We start from the raw sequence: 23902 nt of genomic DNA, 5'->3' as shown, positions 1-23902 counted from the left end.
AAAAGCAGATTCTAAACAAAAAATGAAATTGCATCAATTTCTTAAATAAATCAAACAAACATATTGAAAAAGTGAATGATAAATGATATAATAAAAATATTGTTCGTAAAAATTAAAAGGAGATTAATAATGGACAAATTATTTAAACTAAAAGAGAACGGTACAGACGTTCGTACGGAGGTTCTCGCTGGTTTAACAACTTTCTTTGCAATGAGCTATATTCTCTTTGTAAATCCACAAATTCTTTCGCAAACAGGAATGCCTGCTCAGGGTGTGTTTCTCGCAACGATTATCGGTGCAGTAGCTGGTACCTTGATGATGGCCTTCTACGCTAACTTACCTTATGCCCAAGCACCAGGTATGGGACTGAATGCCTTCTTTACTTTCACAGTCGTATTTGGACTTGGTTATTCTTGGCAAGAAGCTCTAGCTATGGTCTTCATTTGTGGACTTATCTCATTGGTTATTACCTTGACAAATGTTCGTAAAATGATCATTGAATCGATTCCAAATGCCCTTCGCTCAGCTATTTCAGCTGGTATCGGTGTTTTCCTTGCCTACGTTGGAATTAAGAATGCTGGACTTTTGAAATTTACGATTGATCCAGGCAACTATACTGTTGTCGGAGAAGGGGCTGATAAAGCTCAAGCAACGATTGCAGCAAACTCTTCAGCAGTTCCAGGATTGGTCAGCTTTAATAATCCAGCTGTTTTGGTGGCTCTTGCAGGACTTGCCATTACTATCTTCTTTGTTATCAAAGGGATTAAAGGGGGAATCATTCTCTCTATCTTGGCAACAACTGTTCTTGCTATCGCAGTTGGTTTGGTTGATTTGTCTAGTATTGATTTTGCTAACAACCATGTTGGTGCAGCCTTTGAAGATTTGAAGACAATCTTTGGTGCAGCTCTTGGTTCAGAAGGTTTGGGAGCTTTGATTTCAGATACAGCTCGCTTGCCTGAAACGCTTATGGCTATTCTTGCCTTCTCGTTGACAGATATTTTTGATACAATTGGTACCTTGATTGGTACGGGTGAAAAAGTTGGTATCGTAGCGACAAATGGTGAAAATCATCAATCAGATAAGTTGGACAAGGCTCTTTATTCAGACTTGATTGGGACTTCAATTGGTGCCATCGCAGGTACTTCAAACGTAACGACTTATGTTGAGTCTGCTGCTGGCATTGGTGCAGGTGGACGTACAGGTTTGACAGCCTTGGTTGTGGCAATCTGTTTTGCAATCTCAAGCATCTTTAGCCCACTTCTAGCTATCGTACCAACAGCTGCTACAGCTCCAATCTTGATCATCGTCGGAATTATGATGTTATCTAGCTTGAAAAATATCCATTGGGATGATATGGCTGAAGCGGTTCCTGCCTTCTTCACATCTATCTTTATGGGATTCAGCTACTCTATCACTCAAGGGATTGCAGTTGGTTTCTTGACCTACACCTTGACTAAGCTTGTCAAAGGTCAAGCTAAAGATGTTCATGTCATGATTTGGATTTTGGATGCCTTATTTATCCTTAACTACATCAGCATGGCCTTATAATAGGATTACCCAGGGGGATTTCCCCCTTTTTTAATACAGAGGAGATAGGTGATGAAAGAGAAAAATATGTGGAAAGAAATCTTGAATCGTGCAGGTTGGCTGTTAATCTTTTTGCTGGCGACCATTTTATATCAGATTCCTATAGGAGTTACTGCTATTTTAACTTTAAATGCAGTACCACTGTTACAGTCAGGACTGATAGTTGCTGGTATTTCGATTGTAGTTTTAGCACTATTTATTTTTGGAGCTCGTAAAACACAATTAGTTAGTTTTAATTTTTCTTTTTTTAGAGCTAAAGACCTAGCACGTTTGGGCTTGAGTTATTTAGTCATTTTCTGTTCAAATATACTTGGTTCTATCTTGTTACAATTGTCAAATGAGACGACAACAGCTAACCAGTCTCAGATCAACGATATGGTTCAGAATAGTTCTCTGATTTCCAGTTTCTTCTTGCTGACCTTGCTTGCTCCGATTTGTGAGGAAATTTTGTGTCGTGGAATTGTTCCTAAAAAGATTTTCCGAGGCAAGGAGAACTTGGGATTTATAGTCGGTACGATTGTGTTTGCTTTATTGCATCAACCCAGTAATTTACCTTCTTTATTGATTTATGGAGGTATGTCGATCGTTCTATCTTGGACGGCTTACAAGACCCAACGTTTGGAAATGTCTATCTTACTTCACATGATTGTGAATGGGGTTGCTTTCTGTTTGTTGGCTCTTGTGGTGATTATGAGTCGGACATTAGGGATTTCTGTTTAAGATTTTTGACAATTGCTTACTTGTTTCTACTGTGAAAAAGATGAATGCAATAGTATCCATCTTTTTCTTTTTATGGTAAAATAGAGAAATAATATGGTGAAAAGCCTTGAGGGAGTGACCGATATGTCAACTAAAGCCAATCATGCAAAGACAGCTGTTTGCGGAATTATCAATGTAACCCCAGATTCCTTTTCGGATGGTGGTCAATTTTTTGCGCTTGAGCAGGCGCTCCAGCAGGCTCGTAAATTGATAGCAGAAGGAGCCAGCATACTAGATATCGGTGGAGAATCAACTCGGCCGGGAAGAAGTAGCTATGTTGAGATAGAAGAGGAAATCCAGCGTGTTGTTCCAGTGATTAAGGCTATTCGCAAGGAAAGTGATGTCCTCATCTCTATTGATACTTGGAAGAGTCAGGTGGCAGAGGCTGCTTTGGCTGCTGGTGCCAATCTAGTCAATGATATCACTGGTCTCATGGGTGATGAAAAAATGGCCCATGTGGTAGCTAGGGCTGGAGCGAAAGTGGTCATCATGTTTAATCCAGTTATGGCTCGACCTCATCACCCTAGCTCGCTTATATTCCCTCATTTTGGCTTTGGTCAAGCTTTTACAGAGGAAGAGTTAGCTGACTTTGAAAAAATGCCAATCGAAGAGTTGATGGAGACTTTCTTTGAACGAGCACTGGCGAGAGCGAATCAAGCTGGAATCGCACAAGAAAATATCCTGTTGGATCCAGGAATTGGCTTTGGTCTGACCAAGAAAGAAAATCTGCTTCTTTTACGGGATCTGGATAAACTACATCAGAAAGGCTATCCAATCTTTCTCGGAGTGTCGCGCAAGAGGTTTGTAATCAATATTCTTGAAGAAAATGGTTTTGAAGTCAATCCTGAGACAGAACTTGGTTTCCGCAATCGAGATACGGCTTCAGCTCATGTAACTAGTATTGCTGCAAGACAGGGTGTAGAAGTGGTGCGCGTGCATGACGTAGCTAGTCACAGGATAGCAGTTGAAATTGCCTCCGCTATTCGTCTGGCTGATGAAGCGGAAAATCTAGATTTAAAACAATATAAATAAGATGAAAGAAATCGAAAACAATCAGTGGATTGCTAACTACCGGACGGACCAACCGCATTTTGGCTTGGAACGAATGGTGGAACTGTTAGCTTTGCGTGGTAATCCCCATCTCAAACTCAAGGTCATCCATATCGGAGGGACCAATGGCAAGGGTTCGACCATTACTTTTTTGAAAAATATGCTAGAAAAGATGGGGCTGAGAGTTGGTGTTTTCAGCTCGCCCTATCTCATTCATTACACAGACCAGATGAGCATCAATGGGGAATCTATTCCAGAAGCGAGACTAGAAGCTCTCATGGTGGACTATCAGTCTTTGCTTGAGGGGGAGAAGGGCCTTGCTTTACAAGGAACGACCGAATTTGAGATTATCACAGCCATAGCCTATGACTACTTTGCTTCAGAGCAAGTAGATGTGGCCATCATGGAAGTCGGCATGGGTGGACTTTTAGATAGTACCAATGTCTGTCAGCCTATTTTGACAGGAATTACGACTATTGGATTGGACCATGTAGCCCTACTTGGTGACACCTTGGAAGTTATAGCAGAGCAGAAAGCTGGTATTATCAAACAAGGTATTTCCTTGGTGACAGGTCGTATTGCTTCAGAAGCTTTGGCTGTGATTGACCGCATTGCGGAAGGGAAAGATGCGCCGAGATTTGCCTACGGGACAGATTATCAGGTCAGCCATCAAAAGAGTGTGGTTACAGGCGAAGTCTTTGACTATACAAGTGTTGTCAGACAAGGTCGCTTCCAGACTGGCCTGCTTGGTTTGCACCAGATAGAGAATGCTGGGATGGCTATAGCTTTACTTGATACTTTTTGTAAAGAAGATGGTAGAGAACTAGCAAGCAATCACTTGCTTGCTCAAGCTTTGGAAGAAACAAGGTGGCCAGGGCGTTTGGAAATCGTGTCAAGAGATCCCTTGATGATTTTGGATGGAGCCCACAATCCTCATGCTATCAAGGCTTTAGTAGCAACCTTGCAAGAACGCTTTGCGGATTATCGTAAGGAAATCCTCTTTACTTGCATCAAAACCAAGGCCTTGGAGGATATGTTGGATTTGCTGGGGGAAATACCAGATACCGAGCTTACCCTGACACATTTTGACGATAGTCGGGCGACTGATGAAAGCGTGCTGAAAGAGGCAGCTAAGTCTAGAAATCTCAGCTACCAGGGCTGGCAGGATTTTCTAGAGCAGAAATTGACAGATAAAACAGAAGAGAAACAAAGAGTTAGGATTGTCACAGGTTCCTTGTATTTCTTGAGCCAAGTGAGAGCCTATCTGATGGAAAGGAAAAACGAGAATGGATACACAAAAGATTGAAACAGCTGTAAAAATGATTATCGAGGCTGTCGGAGAGGACGCCAACCGCGAGGGCTTGCAGGAAACACCTGCTCGTGTGGCTCGTATGTACCAAGAGATTTTTTCAGGTCTTGGTCAAACAGCGGAGGAACATTTGTCAAAATCGTTTGAGATTATTGACGACAATATGGTGGTAGAAAAGGATATCTTTTTCCATACCATGTGTGAACACCACTTCTTGCCATTTTATGGTAGAGCGCATATTGCCTATATTCCAGATGGCCGTGTAGCAGGTTTGTCTAAGCTAGCGCGTACGGTTGAAGTTTATTCTAAAAAGCCACAGATTCAAGAGCGTTTGAATATCGAAGTGGCCGATGCCTTGATGGAGTATTTGGGAGCCAAGGGAGCCTTCGTTGTGATTGAAGCAGAGCATATGTGTATGAGTATGCGTGGTGTCAGAAAACCTGGCACTGCAACCTTGACAACTGTAGCTCGAGGTTTATTTGAAACAGATAAGGACCTCCGAGATCAGGCTTATCGTTTAATGGGACTATAATACTCTTAGAAAATCTCTTCAAACCATGTTAGCTTCCATCTGCAACCTCAAAACAGTGTTTTGAGCAGTCTGCGACTAGCTTCCTAGTTTTCACTTTGATTTTCATTGAGTATAAAAAGAATCCGCTTGAAGCGGATTTTTCTAGAAAGGAAACATTATGGATCAACTACAGATTAAGGATTTGGAAATTTTTGCCTATCATGGTCTTTTTCCCAGTGAAAAGGAATTGGGGCAGAAGTTTGTCATTTCAGCAATCCTTTCCTATGATATGACCAAGGCGGCTACAGACTTGGATTTAACGGCTTCTGTCCATTACGGAGAACTGTGTCAGCAGTGGACGACTTGGTTTCAGGAAACGAGTGAAGACTTGATTGAAACGGTAGCCTACAAGCTGGTAGAACGTACCTTTGAGGCCTATCCTCTTGTCCAAGAAATAAAGCTGGAACTCAAAAAACCTTGGGCGCCAGTACATTTGCCACTAGATACTTGCTCAGTAACCATTCATCGCCGTAAGCAGCGAGCCTTTATTGCCCTTGGTAGCAATATGGGGGATAAGCAAGCAAACTTGAAACAAGCCATTGAGAAAATGCGATCTCGTGGTATCCATATTCTCAAGGAGTCCAGTGTCTTGACGACGGAGCCTTGGGGAGGTGTAGAGCAAGATAGCTTTGCTAATCAAGTGGTTGAGGTTGAAACATGGTTGCCGGCCCCAGTTCTATTAGAGACCTTGTTAGCCATTGAGTCAGAGATGGGACGGGTGAGAGAAGTGCATTGGGGACCTCGTTTGATTGATTTGGACTTGCTCTTTGTGGAGGACCAGATCCTTTATACAGACGGCCTCATTTTGCCCCATCCTTACATAGCAGAACGTCTTTTTGTCCTTGAACCTCTTCAAGAAATTGCGCCTCATTTTATCCATCCTACATTAAAGCAACCGATCCGCAACTTGTATGATGCTTTGAAAAAATAGAAAAACTCTAGTTTTCAGTCACTTGTAACTGAATGCTAGAGTTTTTATACTCTTCAAAAATCTCTTCAACCCACGTCAGCTTCTATCTGCAACCTCAAAACAGTGTTTTGAGCAGCTTGCGGCTAGCTTCCTAGTTTGCTCTTTGATTTTTATTGAGTATTAAAATAGGTCATTTTCTTCTGGGAGGAGGATCGTTTCTCTACCGTCCATATCTAAAACCAGTACTTTCGGGGGATAAAGAGGGTCAAAAGGATGGTTAAAGTCAAAATCAATGGTTGTAGGGAGGTGTTGACTTGAAAAGTGGAAGGTAATTGTTCCTTGGTTATTAAGCAATTGAAACTCGAGTTCTTCTTCCAACTCAAAGACATTTTTTAAGAAATGGTCAATAATATACCAAAAAGAGTCGATGATATCATCAGGTAAGCTGGTAACAATGCCAAAACTAGCCGACCGCATATGGGTATTGGTAAAAGCCATATTTCTGCCCCCTTTCTTTCCCCTTATCATACAGCAAATAGGATTAAAAATCAAGAAAAGGTGATTTTTTTTCATAAACATAGCTTCCCATGAAATTTTTTCAAATAATCTTCAAAAAACGCTTGAAAGTGTTTACAAATAGTGATAAAATGAAATAAGGAGAATCATGAAAACGAAATTTTCATACCGTCTCTTTTTAGAGTTTCGTGAGGTATGATATAGAAAGGAAATGGAATGAATACAGACGATACAATAACGATTTATGATGTCGCCCGTGAAGCAGGGGTTTCAATGGCGACGGTTAGCCGTGTAGTCAATGGCAATAAGAATGTAAAAGAGAATACCCGAAAAAAAGTGCTTGAGGTGATTGATCGTTTGGATTACCGTCCAAATGCCGTAGCGCGTGGTCTTGCAAGTAAAAAGACAACCACTGTCGGAGTTGTGATTCCAAATATTACCAATGGTTATTTCTCGACGCTTGCTAAAGGGATTGACGATATCGCTGAAATGTACAAGTACAATATCGTCCTTGCTAACAGTGATGAAGATGATGACAAGGAAGTTTCAGTTGTCAATACACTGTTTTCTAAGCAAGTGGATGGGATCATCTTTATGGGGTACCACTTGACTGAAAAAATTCGTTCAGAATTTTCTCGCTCTCGGACACCAGTTGTTCTTGCAGGGACAGTGGATGTAGAACATCAGCTTCCAAGTGTCAATATTGACTACAAACAAGCTACGATTGATGCGGTGAGCTACCTTGCTAAAGACAATGAGCGTATTGCTTTTGTTAGTGGTCCGCTAGTAGATGATATCAATGGTAAGGTTCGTTTGGTTGGCTACAAGGAAGCCTTGAAAAAAGCAGGGATTTCCTATAGCGAAGGATTGGTATTTGAATCTAAATACACTTATGAAGACGGTTATGCTTTGGCTGAGCGCTTAATTTCATCAAACGCAACTGCAGCAGTTGTAACAGGTGATGAATTGGCAGCAGGTGTCTTGAATGGTTTGGCTGATCACGGTGTATCTGTGCCAGAAGAGTTTGAAATCATTACTAGTGATGATTCACAAATCTCACGCTTTACTCGCCCAAACTTGACAACTATTGCTCAACCTCTTTATGACCTTGGTGCCATTAGTATGCGTATGCTGACTAAGATTATGCACAAGGAAGAGTTGGAAGAACGCGAAGTTCTCTTACCACATGGTTTGACAGAACGCCGTTCAACACGAAAACGTAAATAGAAAAAATCAGGGAATCGTGAAGATTTCCTGATTTTGCTTTCGAGAGAAGAGACTTAGCCTTCCATATAGTCTTTCAAAGCCTGTCCTGTTAGTCCAGCATTGAGGGCAATGAGGAGTTTCAAGCGGGCTTTTTGGGCGTTGAGTTCTTTAACAAAGAAGACACCAGATTTTTGCAACTGCACGCCCCCACCCTGGTAGGCATAAACAGGTTCAGCAATACCGTTAAAGCATCGTGAAACCAGAGCGACTGGGATTCCTTTTTGTAGAAGGCTTTCTAATTTTTGAGCTGTTTCTTTGGGAATATTACCAGCTCCGAAGGCTTGGATAATCAAACCGTCCAATTGTTCCAAATCCAGCATATCAATCAGCTCATCTGTCATACCAGCATAAGCTGAGATGATAGGGACCAAGCCTTGTATGTGATCAAGGTCAAAGCGAACACGAGGTTCAGCTGTTTTAAAGTAGAGAATTTCTTGTTTCATAATCAGACCAAGAGGTCCATGTGTTGGGGTCTGGAAGGTGCCGACGTTGGTCGTATGTGTTTTGGTAACATACTTGGCAGCATGGATTTCATCGTTCATAACAACCAAAACTCCCTTATCAGCAGCCCTGTCATCGCTAGCCACCCGCAAAGCACTCAGATAATTATAAACACCGTCACTGCCGAGTTCGTTGGAGCTGCGCATGGCACCTGTTAAAACGATAGGCATATGGGGAACTTCCATGGTATCCAGGAAATAAGCGGTTTCTTCTAGAGTATCGGTTCCGTGTGTGATGACAACACCATCGTAGTTATGTGCTTCCTCTTTAATTTTCTGGTAGAGGGCCAGCATATGCTTTGGTTTGATATGGGGACTTGGCAGGTTAAAAAAGTCCAAGGCCTGGACTTGGATTCCTTTAAGAGGATTGGACACATGGTTCATGGGATTATCTGAACTCGTCACAACAGCGCCAGAAGCATCGGCTTGCATGGAAATAGTCCCACCCGTATGTAAAACAAGGATTTTCTTAGGCATGATTTACTCACTCTTTCTGAAATGTGGTATAATCATTGTATCACAAAAGGGGAGATTGAGATAGGATGGAAGTCAAAGCTGTTTTTTTTGATATCGATGGAACCTTGGTCAATGATCGCAAGAGTGTTTTGAAATCCACTAAGGATGCGATTAAGATTGTCAAAGAACAAGGGGTACTTGTCGGTGTAGCGACAGGGAGAGGACCTTTTTTTGTTAAGGAATTGATGGACGATTTAGATTTGGATTTTGCGGTAACCTACAATGGTCAGTATATTTTTAATAAAGACAGAGTCTTGTTCACGAGTCCTATTTCCAAGTTACATTTGCGCCAGCTGATTGGCTATGCAAAAAAAGAGGGCAAGGAGATTGCCCTAGGGACCAAGGATGCTATGTTGGGTTCTAAAATCATGTCCTTTGGTCTGGGTTCTTTTTCCCAACGAATCAGTCGCTTCGTTCCCTCTATTTTAACTCGGACGGTGAGTCAGTCCTTTAATCGCATGGTCAGCAAGGTTGTTCCCCAAGAGGAAGAAGACTTGCTTCATCTAATGAATCAGCCTATCTACCAAGTTTTGATGCTGATGACGCCAGAAGAAACTGAGAAGGTGGCAGCTGATTTTGAAGACTTGAAATTGACACGTAGCAATCCTTTTGCAGCGGATGTCATCAATCAAGGAAACTCTAAATTGGAAGGTATTCGCCGAGTTGGGAAAGAATACGGCTTTGACCTCAACCAAGTGATGGCCTTTGGTGACTCGGATAACGACCTAGAAATGCTGGCTGGTGTTGGTATGTCGGTCGCTATGGGAAATGGTAGCAGCAGTGTCAAGGAAGTTGCCAAGCACATCACAACCAGTAATCAGCAAGATGGGATCCACAAGGCCCTGGAACATTTTGGTGTTCTGGCCTCAGAAAAAGTCTTTGTCAGCCGTGACTATCATTTTAATAAAGTTAAGACCTTCCACCACATGATGGATGAACGGACCCAAGAAGAACCTCGAGCTTGGGACTTAGAAGGTGCCACCCACAGGGCTGGTTTTAAAATAGAAGAATTGGTGGAGTTTGTCCGAGCAGCCAGTCCCTCTGAAGAGGACTTTGGTCAAGCTCTATCACAACTTCATCAAGCTCTCGATCAAGCAGCGGATAAAGTAGCCAAGAAAACACCTGCCCAGCAAGATTTGGTAGGGCAGGTGGATGCCTTGATTGATACGCTTTACTTCATCTATGGTAGTTTTGTTTTGATGGGAGTGGATCCAGAACGGATTTTTGACATTGTCCATCAGGCTAATATGGGGAAAATTTTTCCAGATGGTAAGGCTCACTTTGATCCAGTGACCCACAAAATCTTAAAACCAGATGACTGGGAGGAGAGATATACTCCAGAGCCTGCTATTAAAAAGGAAATTGAGCGCCAGATAAAGGCCTATGAGCGCCATAAAAAGAGAAATAAATCGTAAACAAAAAGGAGCCCAAAGCTCCTTTTTGTTGTCATTATAAGGTTTTTTCTTGTTCTCTCACAACAAGTAAATCGACCTTAGCATGGCGGAGAATGTGTTCGGATGAAGAGCCGACCAAGAGGCGTTCAAAAGCGTTGAGACCAGTGGCACCAACAAGGATGAGGTCCACTCCTTCAGCATCAGGAATAGTACGTGCCAAGAGGGTCTTTGGATTTCCCATTTCAATGACGATATGAACATCTGCCACCCCAGCATCTTTAGCACGTTTTTCGTACTCTTTCATCAGACTTTCAGCGTCAACTTGGAGTTGTTCGTAAACTTCAGCATCAAAGGTGGATACGCTTTGAAGAGCGCGTGTGTCAATGACATGAGCGATGGTGAGTTTTGCGTCGTTTCGTAGAGCAGAATGAACTCCCTTGACAAAAGCTAAATCCGCTTCCTTAGAACCATCGATTGCGACCATAATATTTTGGTAACGTTGTGTCATAATGAAACCTCCTGAAATTTTCTTACTATAATTGTAAACCTTTTCACTATAGAAGTAAAGTAAAAAAAGTATTTTCTAAAAGAATCTTAGCGTTTAACATATTTATGTATATATGTTAAAATAAAAGAAAAGATAGCAGGGAAGAAGTGAAGGGAGGGAAAATGATGAAAAACTCTTTTCAAGAAACAAAAAAATCAAATTTCCTTTATTATGGAATCATCCTAGTTTCAGTCTTGGTAGAAGTGATTATGATCTGGCAATTAGAGAAGTTGATTCCGCTTCTTTATCCAGGTTTTGTTGGCTTTTTAGTCTTTCATTTACTCTACCATTTGGCGTTATTCCTAGTCGCTAAAAGAAGTGGTCGCAAGGATTACTTGATGATATGGGAGCTTTTCCTCATGTTTAATCTTCTTTATGACTCCTTTCTAGGCTTGCTTTTTCTAGGTTTATCTTTTGGTATGTGATATGTCTTGCGTAAAATCTCTGCTATTTCCACTGTCTTGACCTCGCTTTTAGCGAGGTTTTTCTTCTGCATGAAGCTAGTAACAGATTTCAGTAAACTTGTCGCATGCTCTTTCTAGTGGTATAATGTTACTATCCTGATGAATTGAGGAAACAAGATGAAAGAATATAACAAGTCTAGTAAATTAGAGCATGTTGCTTATGATATCCGTGGTCCTGTTTTGGAAGAAGCCATGCGGATGCGAGCAAACGGAGAAAAGATTTTACGTCTGAATACAGGAAATCCAGCAGAATTTGGCTTTACAGCGCCTGACGAGGTCATTCATGACTTGATTATGAATGCGCGTGATAGTGAAGGATATTCTGACTCTAAAGGGATTTTCTCAGCCCGTAAGGCTATCATGCAGTATTGCCAATTGAAGAAATTCCCAAATGTAGATATTGATGATATTTACCTTGGAAATGGTGTCAGTGAACTGATTGTCATGTCCATGCAGGGGCTTTTGGACAACGGGGATGAGGTCTTGGTGCCAATGCCAGACTATCCTCTCTGGACAGCAGCTGTCAGCCTAGCTGGAGGAAATGCCGTTCACTATATCTGCGATGAAGCTGCAGAATGGTACCCAGATATTGACGATATCAAGTCAAAAATCACTTCCAATACCAAGGCAATCGTCCTTATCAATCCAAACAATCCAACTGGAGCCCTTTATCCGAAGGAACTCTTGCTGGAGATTATTGAGATTGCCCGTCAAAACGATTTGATTATCTTTGCGGATGAAATTTACGACCGCATGGTCATGGATGGACATGTACATACGCCTGTGGCGAGCTTGGCATCAGATGTCTTCTGTGTCAGCATGAATGGTCTATCAAAATCCCACCGTATTGCTGGTTTCCGTGTGGGTTGGATGGTCTTGTCTGGACCGAAGACTCATGTCAAGGGCTATATTGAAGGGCTCAATATGCTATCCAATATGCGCCTTTGCTCTAACGTTTTGGCCCAACAAGTCGTACAAACTTCCTTGGGTGGTCACCAGTCGGTCGATGAATTGCTCCTTCCTGGTGGACGAATTTACGAGCAAAGAAACTTCATCTACAATGCCATTCAAGATATCCCAGGTTTGTCTGCGGTTAAACCCAAGGCTGGACTCTATATCTTCCCTAAAATCGACCGCAATATGTACCATATCGATGATGATGAGCAATTTGTTCTTAATTTCTTGAAACAGGAAAAGGTTCTCTTGGTTCATGGTCGAGGCTTTAACTGGCAGGAACCAGACCACTTCCGTATTGTTTACCTTCCTCGTGTTGATGAATTAGCCCAAATCCAAGAAAAGATGACTCGTTTCTTGAAACAGTATCGCAGATAGGGCTTACATTCGAAAAAGCTGGAAACATTTGCCTAGAGCTATTGACAAAAGCGAAAGAATCAGATAGAATAGTAAAGTATGTTTAGTAACTGATCACTTTATAGCCGGCTAAACGAATACAAAATCTATGAGGAGGTATTCATCGTGAAACGTACTTATCAACCAAGTAAACTTCGTCGTGCGCGCAAACACGGATTCCGTAACCGTATGTCAACTAAAAACGGTCGTCGCGTATTGGCAGCTCGTCGTCGTAAAGGACGCAAAGTTTTGGCTGCATAATCCAAACAAACTATATCAAAAATCAGTAGGAACTCGAGTCTACTGATTTTTATTTTTGTAAAAATGTTCAAAAGACTTTATATTTTTGCTCAAATAGTGTATAATATTTCACATATAGTAAAAAATGGAGAATAATCATGAAGAAATCAAAAGTTATGCTTTTTGGAGCTGTAGCTTTGACAGCAGGTTTAGCTCTAGCAGCATGTGGGTCTTCCCAATCAAGTAATGCAGACAAGACTTACTCTTATATCTTTGTCAGCAACCCAGATACCTTGGATTATATTACCTCTACACGAGATTCTACATCTAGTATCACAACCAACTTGATTGATGGTTTGTTGGAAAATGATCAGTACGGCAATCTCATCCCCTCTATAGCTGAATCATGGACGGTGTCAAAAGATGGTTTGACCTACACTTATAAAATCCGTCAGGGAGCTAAATGGTACACTTCTGAAGGAGAAGAGTATGCGGATGTGACAGCCCATGACTTTGTGACTGGTCTTAAGTATGCGGCTGATAAAAAGGCTGAAAACTTGTACTTGGTACAAGACTCTATCAAAGGGCTAGCAGATTATGTTGAAGGGAAATCTTCTGATTTTGAAACTGTTGGTGTTAAGGCAGTGGATGATTATACGCTACAATACACTCTCAACCAACCTGAGACTTATTGGAACTCTAAAACAACAGCAAGTATTCTTAGTCCTGTAAATGAAGCCTTCTTGAAGTCTAAGGGAGATGATTTTGGAAGTGTGACACCATCAAGTATCTTGTCAAATGGTCCTTACTTGTTTAAATCATTCACATCAAAATCTTTGATTGAGTTTGATAAAAACCCTAACTACTGGGATAAGGATAATGTCAAAATTGAGAAAGTGAAGCTCTCTTTCTTTGACGGTTCTGACCAAGACAGCATTGCTAGAGGTTTCCTGGATGGTAACTATACTGATGGCCGTATCTTCCCAACAAGTTCAGTCTTCGCTGAACTCAAGAAGGGAAATGAGGACAAGATTACCTACACACCACAAAACTCAGTTACCTTCTACTATCTTTTCAACGTTAATCGTCAAAGCTACAAGCAGACTATGAAACAGTCTGATAAGGAAAAGACAGATTCACGCGCAGCTATGCAAAATAAGGATTTCCGTCAAGCTATCAACTTTGCCTTTGACCGTCATGCTTATGCAGCGCAGACAAATGGTGAAGATGGAGCAGACCGTATCTTACGTAATACGGTTACACCAAGTAACTTTGTCCAAGTTGGTGATAAGAACTTTGGTGATATTGTCAATGAGAAAATTGTCAACTACGGTAAAGATTGGGCCAATATCGACCTAAACGATGGTAAGCAAGCCTTCTTGAATCCTGAAAAGGCCAAAGAGAAGTTTACTAAGGCCAAAGAAAGTTTGCAAGCACAGGGAGTAACTTTCCCAATTCATTTGGATATGCCAGTTGACCAGACTGCTAAGTTAGATGTGCAACAGGCTGGATCTTTCAAACAAACAGTGGAAGAAACCCTTGGTAAGGAGAATGTAGTCATCGATGTTATCCAACTATCTCCAGATGAGAAGGACCAAGCTACATTCTTTGCAGATACAGCAGAACAAAAAGACTACGATATTGACATATCAGGATGGGGTGGAGACTACTCAGATCCGAAGACTTACCTAGCTATTCTAGACCCAGAGACTGGTTCTCAGTTGAAAAACATGGGCTTGTCTGAAGGAAAAGACAAGGAAGTTAAGGACAAGATTGGTCTTTCTGACTACAAGAAACTCTTGGATCAGGCTGATGCGGAAATCACAGATACTCAGGCCCGCTATGAAAAATATGCTGACGCTCAAGCTTGGTTGACAGATAGTGCTCTCTTCCTACCAGTTCAAAGTGGTGGAGCTAATCCAATCTTCCGTAAGACTGTACCGTTTACAGGACCATTCTCATTTGTTGGTCATAAGGGAAATGCGGACAACTACAAATATGTTGAATTGCAAAAAGAGCCAGTGACTGCTAAACAGTATCAAGAACTTTATGAAAAATGGCAAAAAGAAAAAGCTGAGTCAAATAAAAAAGCTCAGGAAGATTTGGCAAAACATGTAGAATAAAGAAAAAGGGAGAAAGATGGTGCTACGCCTCTTTCTCTTTTTGGTATAATAGTAGATAGAAAACGAGGTTAGAAGAAATGATTTTTGATACACATACACACTTAAATGTAGAAGAATTTGCAGGTCGTGAGGCAGAAGAAATTGCCTTAGCTGCTGAGATGGGTGTGACACAGATGAATATTGTTGGTTTTGATGAACCGACCATTGAGCGTGCTTTGGAGTTGGTAGATGAGTATGAGCAACTCTATGCGACCATCGGTTGGCATCCGACAGAAGCAGGGACTTACACCGAGGAAGTCGAGGCTTACTTGTTGGATAAATTAAAACATCCCAAGGTTGTGGCTTTAGGTGAGATTGGTTTAGACTACCATTGGATGACGGCGCCAAAAGAAGTGCAGGAGCAGGTTTTTCGCCGTCAGATTCAGCTGTCTAAGGAACTGGATTTGCCTTTTGTGGTTCACACTCGTGATGCACTGGAAGATACTTATGAGATTATTAAGAGTGAAGGAGTTGGTCCACGAGGTGGTATCATGCATTCTTTTTCGGTAACTCTTGAATGGGCAGAAAAGTTTGTCGCGCTTGGCATGACTATTTCCTTCTCAGGAGTGGTGACTTTTAAGAAAGCAACTGATATCCAAGAAGCAGCTAAAAAACTTCCTTTAGATAAGATTTTGGTAGAAACGGATGCGCCTTACTTGGCTCCTGTTCCTAAACGGGGTCGTGAAAATAAAACAGCCTATACGCGCTATGTAGTGAACTTTATCGCGGATTTGCGTGAGATGACAACCGAGGAGTTAGCGGCAGCAACGACTGCAAATGCAGAAGGTATCTTTGGATTGGACGGCAAGTAATGAAAGAAAAAATTTCTCAAGTAATCGTGGTTGAAGGACGGGATGATACAGCCAATCTTAAACGTTATTTTGATGTGGAGACTTATGAGACACGAGGATCGGCAATCAATGATCAAGATATAGAGCGGATTCAGCGCCTGCATGAACTGCATGGAGTCATTGTCTTTACAGATCCTGACTTTAATGGGGAGCGGATTCGCCGCATGATTATGACAGCCATTCCAACAGTTCAGCATGCTTTCCTCAAACGAGATGAAGCTGTTCCCAAGTCCAAAACCAAGGGGCGTTCTCTGGGAATCGAACATGCTAGCTATGATGATTTGAAAACAGCTTTGACACAAGTTACTGAGCAGTTTGAAGCAGAAAGTGACTTTGATATTAGCCGTAGTGACTTGATTCGTCTGGGTTTTCTGGCAGGAGCGGATAGCCGAAAACGCAGAGAATATCTAGGAGAAAGCCTTCGCATCGGCTATTCCAACGGTAAGCAACTTCTCAAGCGCTTAGAGCTATTTGGGATCAGCTTGGCAGAAGTGGAAGAGGCCATGAAATCGTATGAGTAGGAAAGATGTAGCCGTTACACTTTTTTAAGTTTCACAGTATTTTTCGAAGCAGGTAGAAGAGGAGGCGTTTGATGTTAATTGGTCAAAAAATCAAAGAGATTCGGGTGGGGAAAGGCATTAGCCGTCCAGATTTTTGTGGAGATGAGCAAGAACTGACAGTTCGTCAACTGTCGCGAATTGAAAGTGGAACTTCGCAACCGAGTTTACCGAAGTTAGACTACATTGCACGCCGTTTAGGAGTTCCAGCTTATAGCCTTATGCCAGACTTTACAGCCCTTCCTTCTGGTTACTTAGAGCTGAAATACCAGGTTTTACGTGAACCAATCTATGGTAAAGAAGAGGAGTACGATAAGAAGGAAGCATGCTTGGAAGAGATTTATAAAACATATTTTGATAAGCTTCCTAAAGAAGAACAGCTGGCATGTGAAGTACTACAGGCAAGTTTGGATACCTCTAGAACTAGGAGACCTGAATATGCTGAATTGATACTTGAGGAAAATATGCATGAAATTACAGAAAAAGAGGCTTATTCAGTAAACGATATTTTATTGATTCGTTTGTTTTTCTATCAAATGCTTATTAGAAAAGATCTTGCTAACTTTGTGAATCAAATTGAAAAAATTATGTCACTTCTCGCAAAGCAAAAGGAAGTAACTCGATTGGAAAATTTTTTTATAATAAGAGATACCCTTATCGCAGGGATGTGTTGTCTTGAAAAGGTAGAGTTGACTGATTGTTTTAATGACTACTTGTCCTGCTTACAGGAAATAATGGATAGAACTCAAGATTATCAAAAGAAACCTCTTGTGTTTATGTTTTTGTGGAAACAAGCATTAAGAGAAAAAAGAGATTTTAGTTTAGCTGAGTCATTTTACCAGTCTTCTAAAACTTTTGCTCATTTAATTGCTAAGGATTTTTTGGTAAAAAAATTAACAGAAGAGTGGCAGGAAGATGTTAAAAAATATTTATAAACATGGTGAAACAATGACAAAAATGTCCTTGTCCTCGTATCAAAACAGTTCTAAAGTTCGTCTTTAGGGCTGTTTTTTTATATATAAGCTAAAAATGACACGAAATGGTTCTATTTTAAGGACGTTGATGTCCTTGCTAGTTCTTGAAAAAACGGATATAATATATTTGAAGATGTTGCTAGTAGAAAGAACTTAATAAGCTTCTTAACATCGCAGTGACTGTGGTCATTTTCTCTGTAAGTGACCAAGTAACTTTTTGGAGGAAATGATGAAACGTTTATTTATTTTGATTTCAATGGTATTGGTATCGCTTTATATGGCAATAACTTCCGTTGACCATCGAGAAGAGATTTTATTTGGAAACTATTCCTCTGTTGATGTGACAGGAAGGGTGATAAATCAACCAGTAGCTAGTCGCGAAGAGCTGACAGAGGCTTTGAGTCACTTGGCAGTAGAGCAAAATAGTCTCATCGCACGTCGGATCGTTGAGCCAAATGAAGCAGGAGAAACACGCTTTACCTATGCTACTTATGGTCAGGGAGAGCTTCCTGAAGGTCTGACCATGTCCTCCAAGGAGAGTGCAGAAACGAGTGATTTATTAGGTTCTTACTTGATTGTGTCAGGAAGTTTGGATGGAGTGAGCTTACAGACCACCTTGAAAGAACTTGGCTATCAAGGCTTTGTTTCGAATGGAGAAGATCCATTTTCGATAGTCTTACTATTGGTGGCTACCCCAATGGTGCTACTGAGTTTAGCTATTTTTCTGCTGACCTTTATGAGTCTGACCCTGATTTATCGGATCAAATCCCTTCGTCAGGCAGGGATTCGCTTAATTGCTGGTGAGAGCTTGTTTGGGGTTACTCTCAGACCGGTGTTAGAAGATGTAAGACAGCTTATCTTCTCGGTGCTGGTATCTAGTCTTTTGGGATTTGGGCTTCTCTGGTATCAAGGCGCCTTGTTTATGGCAACGGTGCAGCTTGTTATCATTGGTCTTCTGCTTTATGGATTGGCTTTGGTAGGGATTTCTACTTTACTAAGTGTCGTCTATCTACTTGGTTTACAAGAAAATAGTCTGATGGATCTATTAAAAGGGAAACTCCCTCTCAAACGTATGATGACATTGATGATGGTGGGGCAACTTCTAGCTGTATTGGTGGTCGGCTCGAGTGCGACTGCTCTCCTACCCCACTACCGTGAAATGCAGGAGATGGAGAAGGCAAGCGATAAATGGAGCCAGTCCTCAGACCGTTACCGCCTCTCCTTTGGCTGGTCTAGTGCATTTGCCGATGAAGAAGGAATGCGTAAGGACAATCGCGAGTGGCAGACATTTACTGAAGAACGATTAGCAAATACCGCCTCTTTTTACATTATGAGCAATGTTGACAATTTCTTAGATGGAGAAGAAGTGGACCTAGATGGCAATCGTCTAAATGATTACACACCGTCAGGGAATGTTATCTATGTCTCACCGCGTTATCTGATAGAAGAAAAGATTACTGTTTCTTCAGAGTTTATGGACAAGATGCAAAACTTGTCTGAGGGAGAGTTTGGGCTGATTTTGCCTGAGAGCTTGCGAGAGCAGGCTGCCTACTATCAAGGATTATTTACAGATCACCTGCAAAACTTTTCATCTGAAAGTGTAGAAGCGACGAGTCAGAAACACTACCTTCCACAGGTAACGCTAGCTTTCACAGAAACAGGACAGGAACGCTTCCTCTATAACGATGGGTACAAGACAACACGTCAATACCTAAAAGATCCGATAATTGTGGTTCTAACACCGCAAGCGACTGGAACAAGACCTGTTGCAGGGATGTTATGGGGGACGACAGCTAACAGTGCCTTGAAATTAGATCAATATCAAGACAGCATCACAGCTCTAAAAGAGCAAGGTCTGTATCATAAGGTCTCTTATTTGGTAAAAAGCCAGCTATTTTTTGCCAAGGTACTAAATGACAAACGGACGGAGTTTTACTCTCTCCTTATTGGGACGATTTTGACCCTGTCTACGGCTATTTTGTTATTTGATTCCATGAGCCTTATCTATTTTGAGCAGTTCAGACGGGAAATTATGATTAAACGTCTCTCTGGTATGACAATCTATGAGCTTCATGGTAAGTATTTACTGGGGCAAGGTGGAGTTCTATTGCTTGGGCTAATCCTATCTAGTGTTTTAACGGGAGATAGCTTGATTAGCGCTCTAGTTGTAGCTTTGTTTGCTCTTAATGCCCTCTTGATTTTAGTAAGACAGGATAAAAAAGAAGAGGCTGGAAGTATGGCAGTATTGAAAGGAAAATAAGATGATTGATATTCAAGGATTGGAAAAGAAGTTTAATGACCGAGCGATTTTTTCTGGTTTAAATCTCAAGCTGGAGAAGGGCAAGGTTTATGCCTTAATCGGAAAGAGTGGAAGTGGCAAGACGACTTTACTTAATATCTTAGGAAAGTTAGAAAAGATTGATGGAGGACGAGTTCTCTATCAAGGGAAGGATTTAAAAACCATTCCCACTCGGGAGTATTTTCGAGACCAGATGGGCTATCTCTTTCAAAATTTTGGCCTCTTAGAAAACCAATCCATCAAAGAAAACTTGGATTTGGGCTTTGTTGGTCAAAAAATTTCAAAAGCAGAACGATTGGAAAAACAAGCTGAGGCTTTAGAAAAGGTCAATCTAGGGTATTTGGATCTAGAACAAAAAATTTATACTTTATCTGGAGGAGAGGCCCAACGAGTTGCTCTTGCTAAGACTATTTTGAAAAATCCACCCTTGATTTTGGCAGATGAACCAACAGCAGCTCTTGATCCTGAAAATTCAGAGGAAGTTATGAATCTCTTGGTGGGCTTGAAAGATGAAAATCGAATGATCATCATTGCGACCCATAATCCCCTAGTCTGGAATAAGGCCGATGAAATCATTGATATGAGGGAGCTTACTCATGTGTGAGAAAATTCGTATTCGCAGGGTATCTGATTATCCGAGTGCCAGAGGTGGTTTAGAAGACATCCTCATCATGGAAAACATGACCAATCATCTTCTTTTAGTTCAAATCCGAGTAAATGGGTATTTGCTGGATTTTGCAAGTATTGAAGGGCAAAGGCAAAAGCATTATCCTTTGAAAAATTTACCTCAAACGGTTGAACTGACAGTGGATAATGTGGAGGATGATGTGGATTTGACTCTACCTGAAAATCGAAGTTATAAAGAAGCTGATTTTTTTGAACGTATGTTTCGAGAGAACCGCTAAGTCCCCCTTTAAAGATTTCCAAGACTATCTTTCTTCATGAGGAAAGATAGTTTTTTGGTATGATTTTCACCCCCAAAATACAAGGGGAATGTGTTACAATAGTAGTAACAGATAATAGAAAAGAGAATAGATGAGAATTGCAGATTATAGCGTGACCAAGGCAGTGCTGGAGCGTCACGGTTTTACCTTTAAAAAATCCTTTGGGCAAAATTTCCTGACGGATACCAATATCCTTCAAAAGATTGTAGATACGGCTGAGATTGATGATCAGGTCAATGTTATCGAAATCGGGCCTGGGATAGGTGCTTTGACGGAATTTTTGGCTGAGCGTGCAGCAGAGGTCATGGCTTTTGAGATCGATAACCGTTTGGTACCGATTTTAGCAGATACCCTGCGTGATTTTGACAATGTGACCGTAGTCAACGAGGATATTCTCAAAGTCGATTTGGCGCAACATATCCAGAATTTCAAAAATCCTGACCTGCCAATCAAGGTAGTGGCTAATTTGCCTTATTACATCACGACGCCTATTCTCATGCACTTGATTGAAAGTGGCATTCCTTTTAGTGAGTTTGTGGTCATGATGCAAAAAGAGGTGGCGGATCGCATCTCAGCGCAGCCGAATACTAAGGCTTATGGTAGCTTGTCGATTGCGGTTCAGTACTACATGACTGCCAAGGTTGCCTTTATCGTACCTCGTACGGTCTTTGTGCCAGCGCCAAACGTGGACTCGGCTATCTTGAAAATGGTGCGCCGTCCAGAGCCAGCTGTAGCAGTAGAAGACGAGAGCTTCTTCTTTAAGGTTTCCAAGGCTAGTTTCACCCATCGCCGCAAGACATTGTGGAATAACTTGACAGGTTATTTTGGCAAGACTGAAGAGGTCAAGGACAAGCTGACCAAGGCTTTGGACCAAGCAGGCTTGTCACCAAGTGTACGTGGAGAAGCTCTCAGCTTGGCAGAATTTGCTAGCCTAGCAGATGCGCTCAAAGGACAAGGACTCTAAGATGCAGGGACAAATCATTAAGGCCTTGGCAGGCTTCTACTATGTAGAGAGTGAAGGTCGGGTTTATCAAACACGCGCGCGTGGGAATTTTCGTAAAAAAGGCCATACCCCTTACGTTGGGGACTGGGTAGATTTCTCTGCCGAGGAAAATTCAGAGGGTTACATTCTCAAAATTCATGAACGGAAAAACAGTCTGGTCCGTCCCCCTATTGTCAATATTGACCAAGCTGTAGTAATCATGTCTGTCAAGGAACCGGACTTCAACAGCAATTTGCTGGATCGCTTCTTGATTCTTTTAGAGCACAAGGGTATTCATCCCATCGTCTATATTTCCAAAATGGACTTGCTGGAAGATAGGTCAGAACTGGATTTTTATGAACAGACTTATCGTGATATTGGTTACGACTTTGTGACCCGTAAGGAGGAACTTTTGCCCTTGTTAACAGGCAAGGTTACAGTCTTTATGGGCCAGACAGGTGTCGGGAAATCAACTCTTCTCAATAAAATCGCACCTGATCTCAATCTTGAAACAGGAGAAATCTCAGACAGTCTGGGTCGTGGGCGCCATACCACTCGAGCTGTTAGTTTTTACAACCTCAATGGGGGTAAAATCGCAGACACACCAGGCTTTTCATCACTGGATTATGAAGTAACAACGGCTGAAGACCTCAATCAGGCCTTTCCCGAGATTGCTAGTGTCAGTCGAGACTGCAAATTCCGCACTTGTACCCATACCCATGAGCCGTCTTGTGCTGTCAAGCCAGCTGTAGAAGAAGGAATTATTGCCACCTTCCGTTTTGACAACTACCTGCAATTTCTCAGTGAGATTGAAAATCGCAGAGAAACCTATAAAAAAGTCAGCAAAAAAATACCAAAATAAGGAGAAACCTATGTCTCAATACAAGATTGCTCCGTCAATTCTGGCAGCAGATTATGCCAACTTTGAACGTGAAATCAAACGCCTAGAAGCAACTGGGGCAGAATATGCCCATATCGATATCATGGATGGTCATTTTGTACCGCAAATCAGTTTTGGTGCGGGTGTGGTCGAGAGTCTGCGCCCTCATAGCAAAATGGTCTTTGACTGCCACTTGATGGTGTCAAACCCTGAACACCACTTAGAAGACTTTGCGCGTGCAGGTGCGGATATCATCAGCATCCATGTGGAAGCAACGCCCCATATTCATGGAGCCCTCCAAAAAATTCGTTCACTCGGTGTCAAACCATCGGTTGTTATCAATCCTGGCACACCAGTTGAGGCCATCAAGCACGTCCTTCATCTAGTTGACCAAGTTTTAGTCATGACAGTTAACCCAGGCTTTGGTGGGCAAGCCTTTCTACCAGAGACCATGGATAAGGTCCGTGAGTTGGTCGCCCTTCGTCAGGAAAAAGGTTTGAAATTTGAGATCGAAGTCGATGGTGGGATTGATAACCAAACGATTGCTCAAGCCAAAGAAGCTGGTGCGACAGTTTTTGTAGCAGGTTCCTATGTCTTTAAGGGAGATGTTAATGAGCGAGTACAAACTCTCAGAAAACAACTGGACTAGGGTTGCCGTTTTTGCGGGCGGAGACCGCGGTCATTATCGGACAGATTTTGATTGCTTTGTCGGTGTAGATCGAGGCTCTCTCTGGGTCTTGGAAGAAGATTTGCCTCTTGCTCTAGCAGTTGGCGATTTTGATTCTGTGACGCAAGAAGAGAGAAAGATGATTCAAAAATGTGCCCAGTATTTTGTAAAAGCTCAGCCAGAAAAGGATGATACCGATTTGGAATTGGCCCTCTTAACCATCTTTGAGCAAAATCCTCAGGCTGAGGTTACTATTTTCGGTGCTTTGGGTGGTCGTATTGACCATATGCTGGCTAATGTCTTTCTACCTAGTAATCCCAAGTTGGCGCCCTATATGCGCCAGATAGAGATTGAGGATGGGCAAAATTTGATTGCCTATTGCCCAGAAGGGACCAGCCAGCTAGAACCCCGCTCGGACTACGACTATCTAGCCTTTATGCCGGTTAGGGATAGTCAGTTGACCATTCTTGGTGCCAAGTATGAGTTGACAGAGGAAAATTTTTTCTTTAAAAAAGTCTACGCTTCTAACGAATATATAGATAGGGAAGTGTCGGTGACTTGCCCAGATGGCTATGTAGTCGTGCTGCATAGCAAGGACAGGAGGTAG

At 41.8% G+C, this 23902-nt stretch carries 25 protein-coding genes; 22 read left to right on the top strand and 3 right to left on the bottom strand.

The genetic code is table 11. The features are described 5' to 3' along the window. Nucleotides 1-129: 129 nt before the first annotated feature. From D2908_RS06730 to folK, 6 genes are all read left to right on the top strand, one after another. Nucleotides 130-1548 carry an NCS2 family permease gene (locus D2908_RS06730; protein ID WP_117305848.1) on the top strand — a complete coding sequence of 473 codons (1419 nt, stop codon included), beginning with the start codon at nt 130-132 and terminating at the stop codon, nt 1546-1548. Nucleotides 1549-1599: 51 nt separating this feature from the next. Then, complete coding sequence (locus D2908_RS06725) at nt 1600-2307, top strand: CPBP family intramembrane glutamic endopeptidase (protein WP_165847459.1); 708 nt, start codon at nt 1600-1602, stop codon at nt 2305-2307. Nucleotides 2308-2400: 93 nt separating this feature from the next. After that, entirely contained in the window at nt 2401-3378 is a 978-nt protein-coding gene (gene folP / locus D2908_RS06720) for a dihydropteroate synthase (RefSeq protein WP_165847458.1), read from the top strand. Nucleotide 3379: 1 nt separating this feature from the next. Then, nucleotides 3380-4702 (top strand): folylpolyglutamate synthase/dihydrofolate synthase family protein, encoded by a 1323-nt coding sequence (locus D2908_RS06715; RefSeq protein ID WP_117305844.1) that lies wholly within the window; start codon nt 3380-3382, stop codon nt 4700-4702. Further along, on the top strand, nt 4683-5237 hold the full coding sequence (folE, locus tag D2908_RS06710; RefSeq protein WP_004247172.1) for a GTP cyclohydrolase I FolE: 555 nt from the start codon (nt 4683-4685) through the stop codon (nt 5235-5237). The genes D2908_RS06715 and folE overlap by 20 nt, the downstream gene beginning before the upstream one ends. Before the next feature lie 157 nt (nt 5238-5394). Then, the gene (gene folK, locus D2908_RS06705) at nt 5395-6207 is read left to right on the top strand and encodes a 2-amino-4-hydroxy-6-hydroxymethyldihydropteridine diphosphokinase (RefSeq protein ID WP_117305843.1); all 813 of its coding nucleotides are present in this window, start codon (nt 5395-5397) and stop codon (nt 6205-6207) included. Between the two features lie 159 nt (nt 6208-6366). Here the strand turns inward: folK and D2908_RS06700 are convergent, their stop codons facing one another. Continuing rightward, nucleotides 6367-6684: a DUF960 domain-containing protein gene (locus tag D2908_RS06700; protein WP_117305841.1), complete on the bottom strand. Its 318-nt coding sequence runs from the start codon at nt 6682-6684 to the stop codon at nt 6367-6369. Nucleotides 6685-6918: 234 nt separating this feature from the next. Here D2908_RS06700 and ccpA point away from each other — a divergent pair, with 234 nt between their 5' ends. Further along, nucleotides 6919-7929: a catabolite control protein A gene (gene ccpA, locus D2908_RS06695; protein ID WP_117305839.1), complete on the top strand. Its 1011-nt coding sequence runs from the start codon at nt 6919-6921 to the stop codon at nt 7927-7929. A gap of 53 nt (nt 7930-7982) precedes the next feature. Here the strand turns inward: ccpA and D2908_RS06690 are convergent, their stop codons facing one another. Further along, the gene (locus D2908_RS06690) at nt 7983-8945 is read right to left on the bottom strand and encodes an asparaginase (RefSeq protein WP_117305837.1); all 963 of its coding nucleotides are present in this window, start codon (nt 8943-8945) and stop codon (nt 7983-7985) included. A gap of 65 nt (nt 8946-9010) precedes the next feature. Between D2908_RS06690 and D2908_RS06685 the strand changes: the two genes are divergently transcribed. Then, nucleotides 9011-10399, top strand: a complete 1389-nt coding sequence (locus tag D2908_RS06685; RefSeq protein ID WP_117305835.1) for a Cof-type HAD-IIB family hydrolase — start codon at nt 9011-9013, stop codon at nt 10397-10399. A gap of 34 nt (nt 10400-10433) precedes the next feature. On the opposite strand, the gene D2908_RS06680 is transcribed toward D2908_RS06685, so the two are convergent. Next, nucleotides 10434-10886 carry a universal stress protein gene (locus D2908_RS06680; protein WP_117305833.1) on the bottom strand — a complete coding sequence of 151 codons (453 nt, stop codon included), beginning with the start codon at nt 10884-10886 and terminating at the stop codon, nt 10434-10436. Between the two features lie 161 nt (nt 10887-11047). Here D2908_RS06680 and D2908_RS06675 point away from each other — a divergent pair, with 161 nt between their 5' ends. From D2908_RS06675 to D2908_RS06610, 14 genes are all read left to right on the top strand, one after another. After that, a complete protein-coding gene (locus D2908_RS06675; RefSeq protein WP_165847457.1) occupies nt 11048-11350 on the top strand; it encodes a hypothetical protein in 303 nt (100 codons plus the stop codon). Nucleotides 11351-11506: 156 nt separating this feature from the next. Further along, entirely contained in the window at nt 11507-12721 is a 1215-nt protein-coding gene (locus D2908_RS06670) for a pyridoxal phosphate-dependent aminotransferase (RefSeq protein ID WP_117305831.1), read from the top strand. A 144-nt stretch (nt 12722-12865) separates the two neighbouring features. Further along, nucleotides 12866-13000: a 50S ribosomal protein L34 gene (gene rpmH / locus D2908_RS06665; RefSeq protein WP_000831905.1), complete on the top strand. Its 135-nt coding sequence runs from the start codon at nt 12866-12868 to the stop codon at nt 12998-13000. Between the two features lie 137 nt (nt 13001-13137). After that, a complete protein-coding gene (locus D2908_RS06660) occupies nt 13138-15102 on the top strand; it encodes a peptide ABC transporter substrate-binding protein (protein ID WP_117305829.1) in 1965 nt (654 codons plus the stop codon). Nucleotides 15103-15179: 77 nt separating this feature from the next. After that, a complete protein-coding gene (locus tag D2908_RS06655) occupies nt 15180-15953 on the top strand; it encodes a TatD family hydrolase (protein ID WP_117305827.1) in 774 nt (257 codons plus the stop codon). Continuing rightward, the gene (gene rnmV, locus D2908_RS06650; RefSeq protein WP_117305825.1) at nt 15953-16513 is read left to right on the top strand and encodes a ribonuclease M5; all 561 of its coding nucleotides are present in this window, start codon (nt 15953-15955) and stop codon (nt 16511-16513) included. Before D2908_RS06655 ends, rnmV begins: the two co-directional genes overlap by 1 nt. A gap of 71 nt (nt 16514-16584) precedes the next feature. Beyond that, nucleotides 16585-17484 (top strand): helix-turn-helix transcriptional regulator, encoded by a 900-nt coding sequence (locus tag D2908_RS06645; RefSeq protein WP_117305824.1) that lies wholly within the window; start codon nt 16585-16587, stop codon nt 17482-17484. 268 nt (nt 17485-17752) lie between these two features. Further along, a complete protein-coding gene (locus D2908_RS06640; RefSeq protein WP_165847456.1) occupies nt 17753-19783 on the top strand; it encodes a bacteriocin-associated integral membrane family protein in 2031 nt (676 codons plus the stop codon). Between the two features lies 1 nt (nt 19784). Continuing rightward, nucleotides 19785-20426: an ABC transporter ATP-binding protein gene (locus tag D2908_RS06635; RefSeq protein WP_117305820.1), complete on the top strand. Its 642-nt coding sequence runs from the start codon at nt 19785-19787 to the stop codon at nt 20424-20426. Continuing rightward, complete coding sequence (locus D2908_RS06630; RefSeq protein WP_117305818.1) at nt 20419-20727, top strand: hypothetical protein; 309 nt, start codon at nt 20419-20421, stop codon at nt 20725-20727. The genes D2908_RS06635 and D2908_RS06630 overlap by 8 nt, the downstream gene beginning before the upstream one ends. Before the next feature lie 130 nt (nt 20728-20857). Then, complete coding sequence (gene rsmA / locus D2908_RS06625) at nt 20858-21730, top strand: 16S rRNA (adenine(1518)-N(6)/adenine(1519)-N(6))-dimethyltransferase RsmA (protein WP_117305816.1); 873 nt, start codon at nt 20858-20860, stop codon at nt 21728-21730. A 1-nt stretch (nt 21731) separates the two neighbouring features. Beyond that, nucleotides 21732-22610, top strand: a complete 879-nt coding sequence (gene rsgA, locus D2908_RS06620; RefSeq protein ID WP_117305814.1) for a ribosome small subunit-dependent GTPase A — start codon at nt 21732-21734, stop codon at nt 22608-22610. A 10-nt stretch (nt 22611-22620) separates the two neighbouring features. Further along, the gene (gene rpe / locus D2908_RS06615; RefSeq protein ID WP_117305812.1) at nt 22621-23277 is read left to right on the top strand and encodes a ribulose-phosphate 3-epimerase; all 657 of its coding nucleotides are present in this window, start codon (nt 22621-22623) and stop codon (nt 23275-23277) included. After that, nucleotides 23240-23902 carry a thiamine diphosphokinase gene (locus D2908_RS06610; protein WP_117305810.1) on the top strand — a complete coding sequence of 221 codons (663 nt, stop codon included), beginning with the start codon at nt 23240-23242 and terminating at the stop codon, nt 23900-23902. The genes rpe and D2908_RS06610 overlap by 38 nt, the downstream gene beginning before the upstream one ends.

Source organism: Streptococcus sp. LQJ-218 (assembly GCF_003428885.1).
Classification (GTDB): Bacteria; Bacillota; Bacilli; order Lactobacillales; family Streptococcaceae; genus Streptococcus.
The sequence above is the reverse complement of the archived record's forward strand: the minus strand, read 5'-3'. Positions and strand labels throughout refer to the sequence as shown.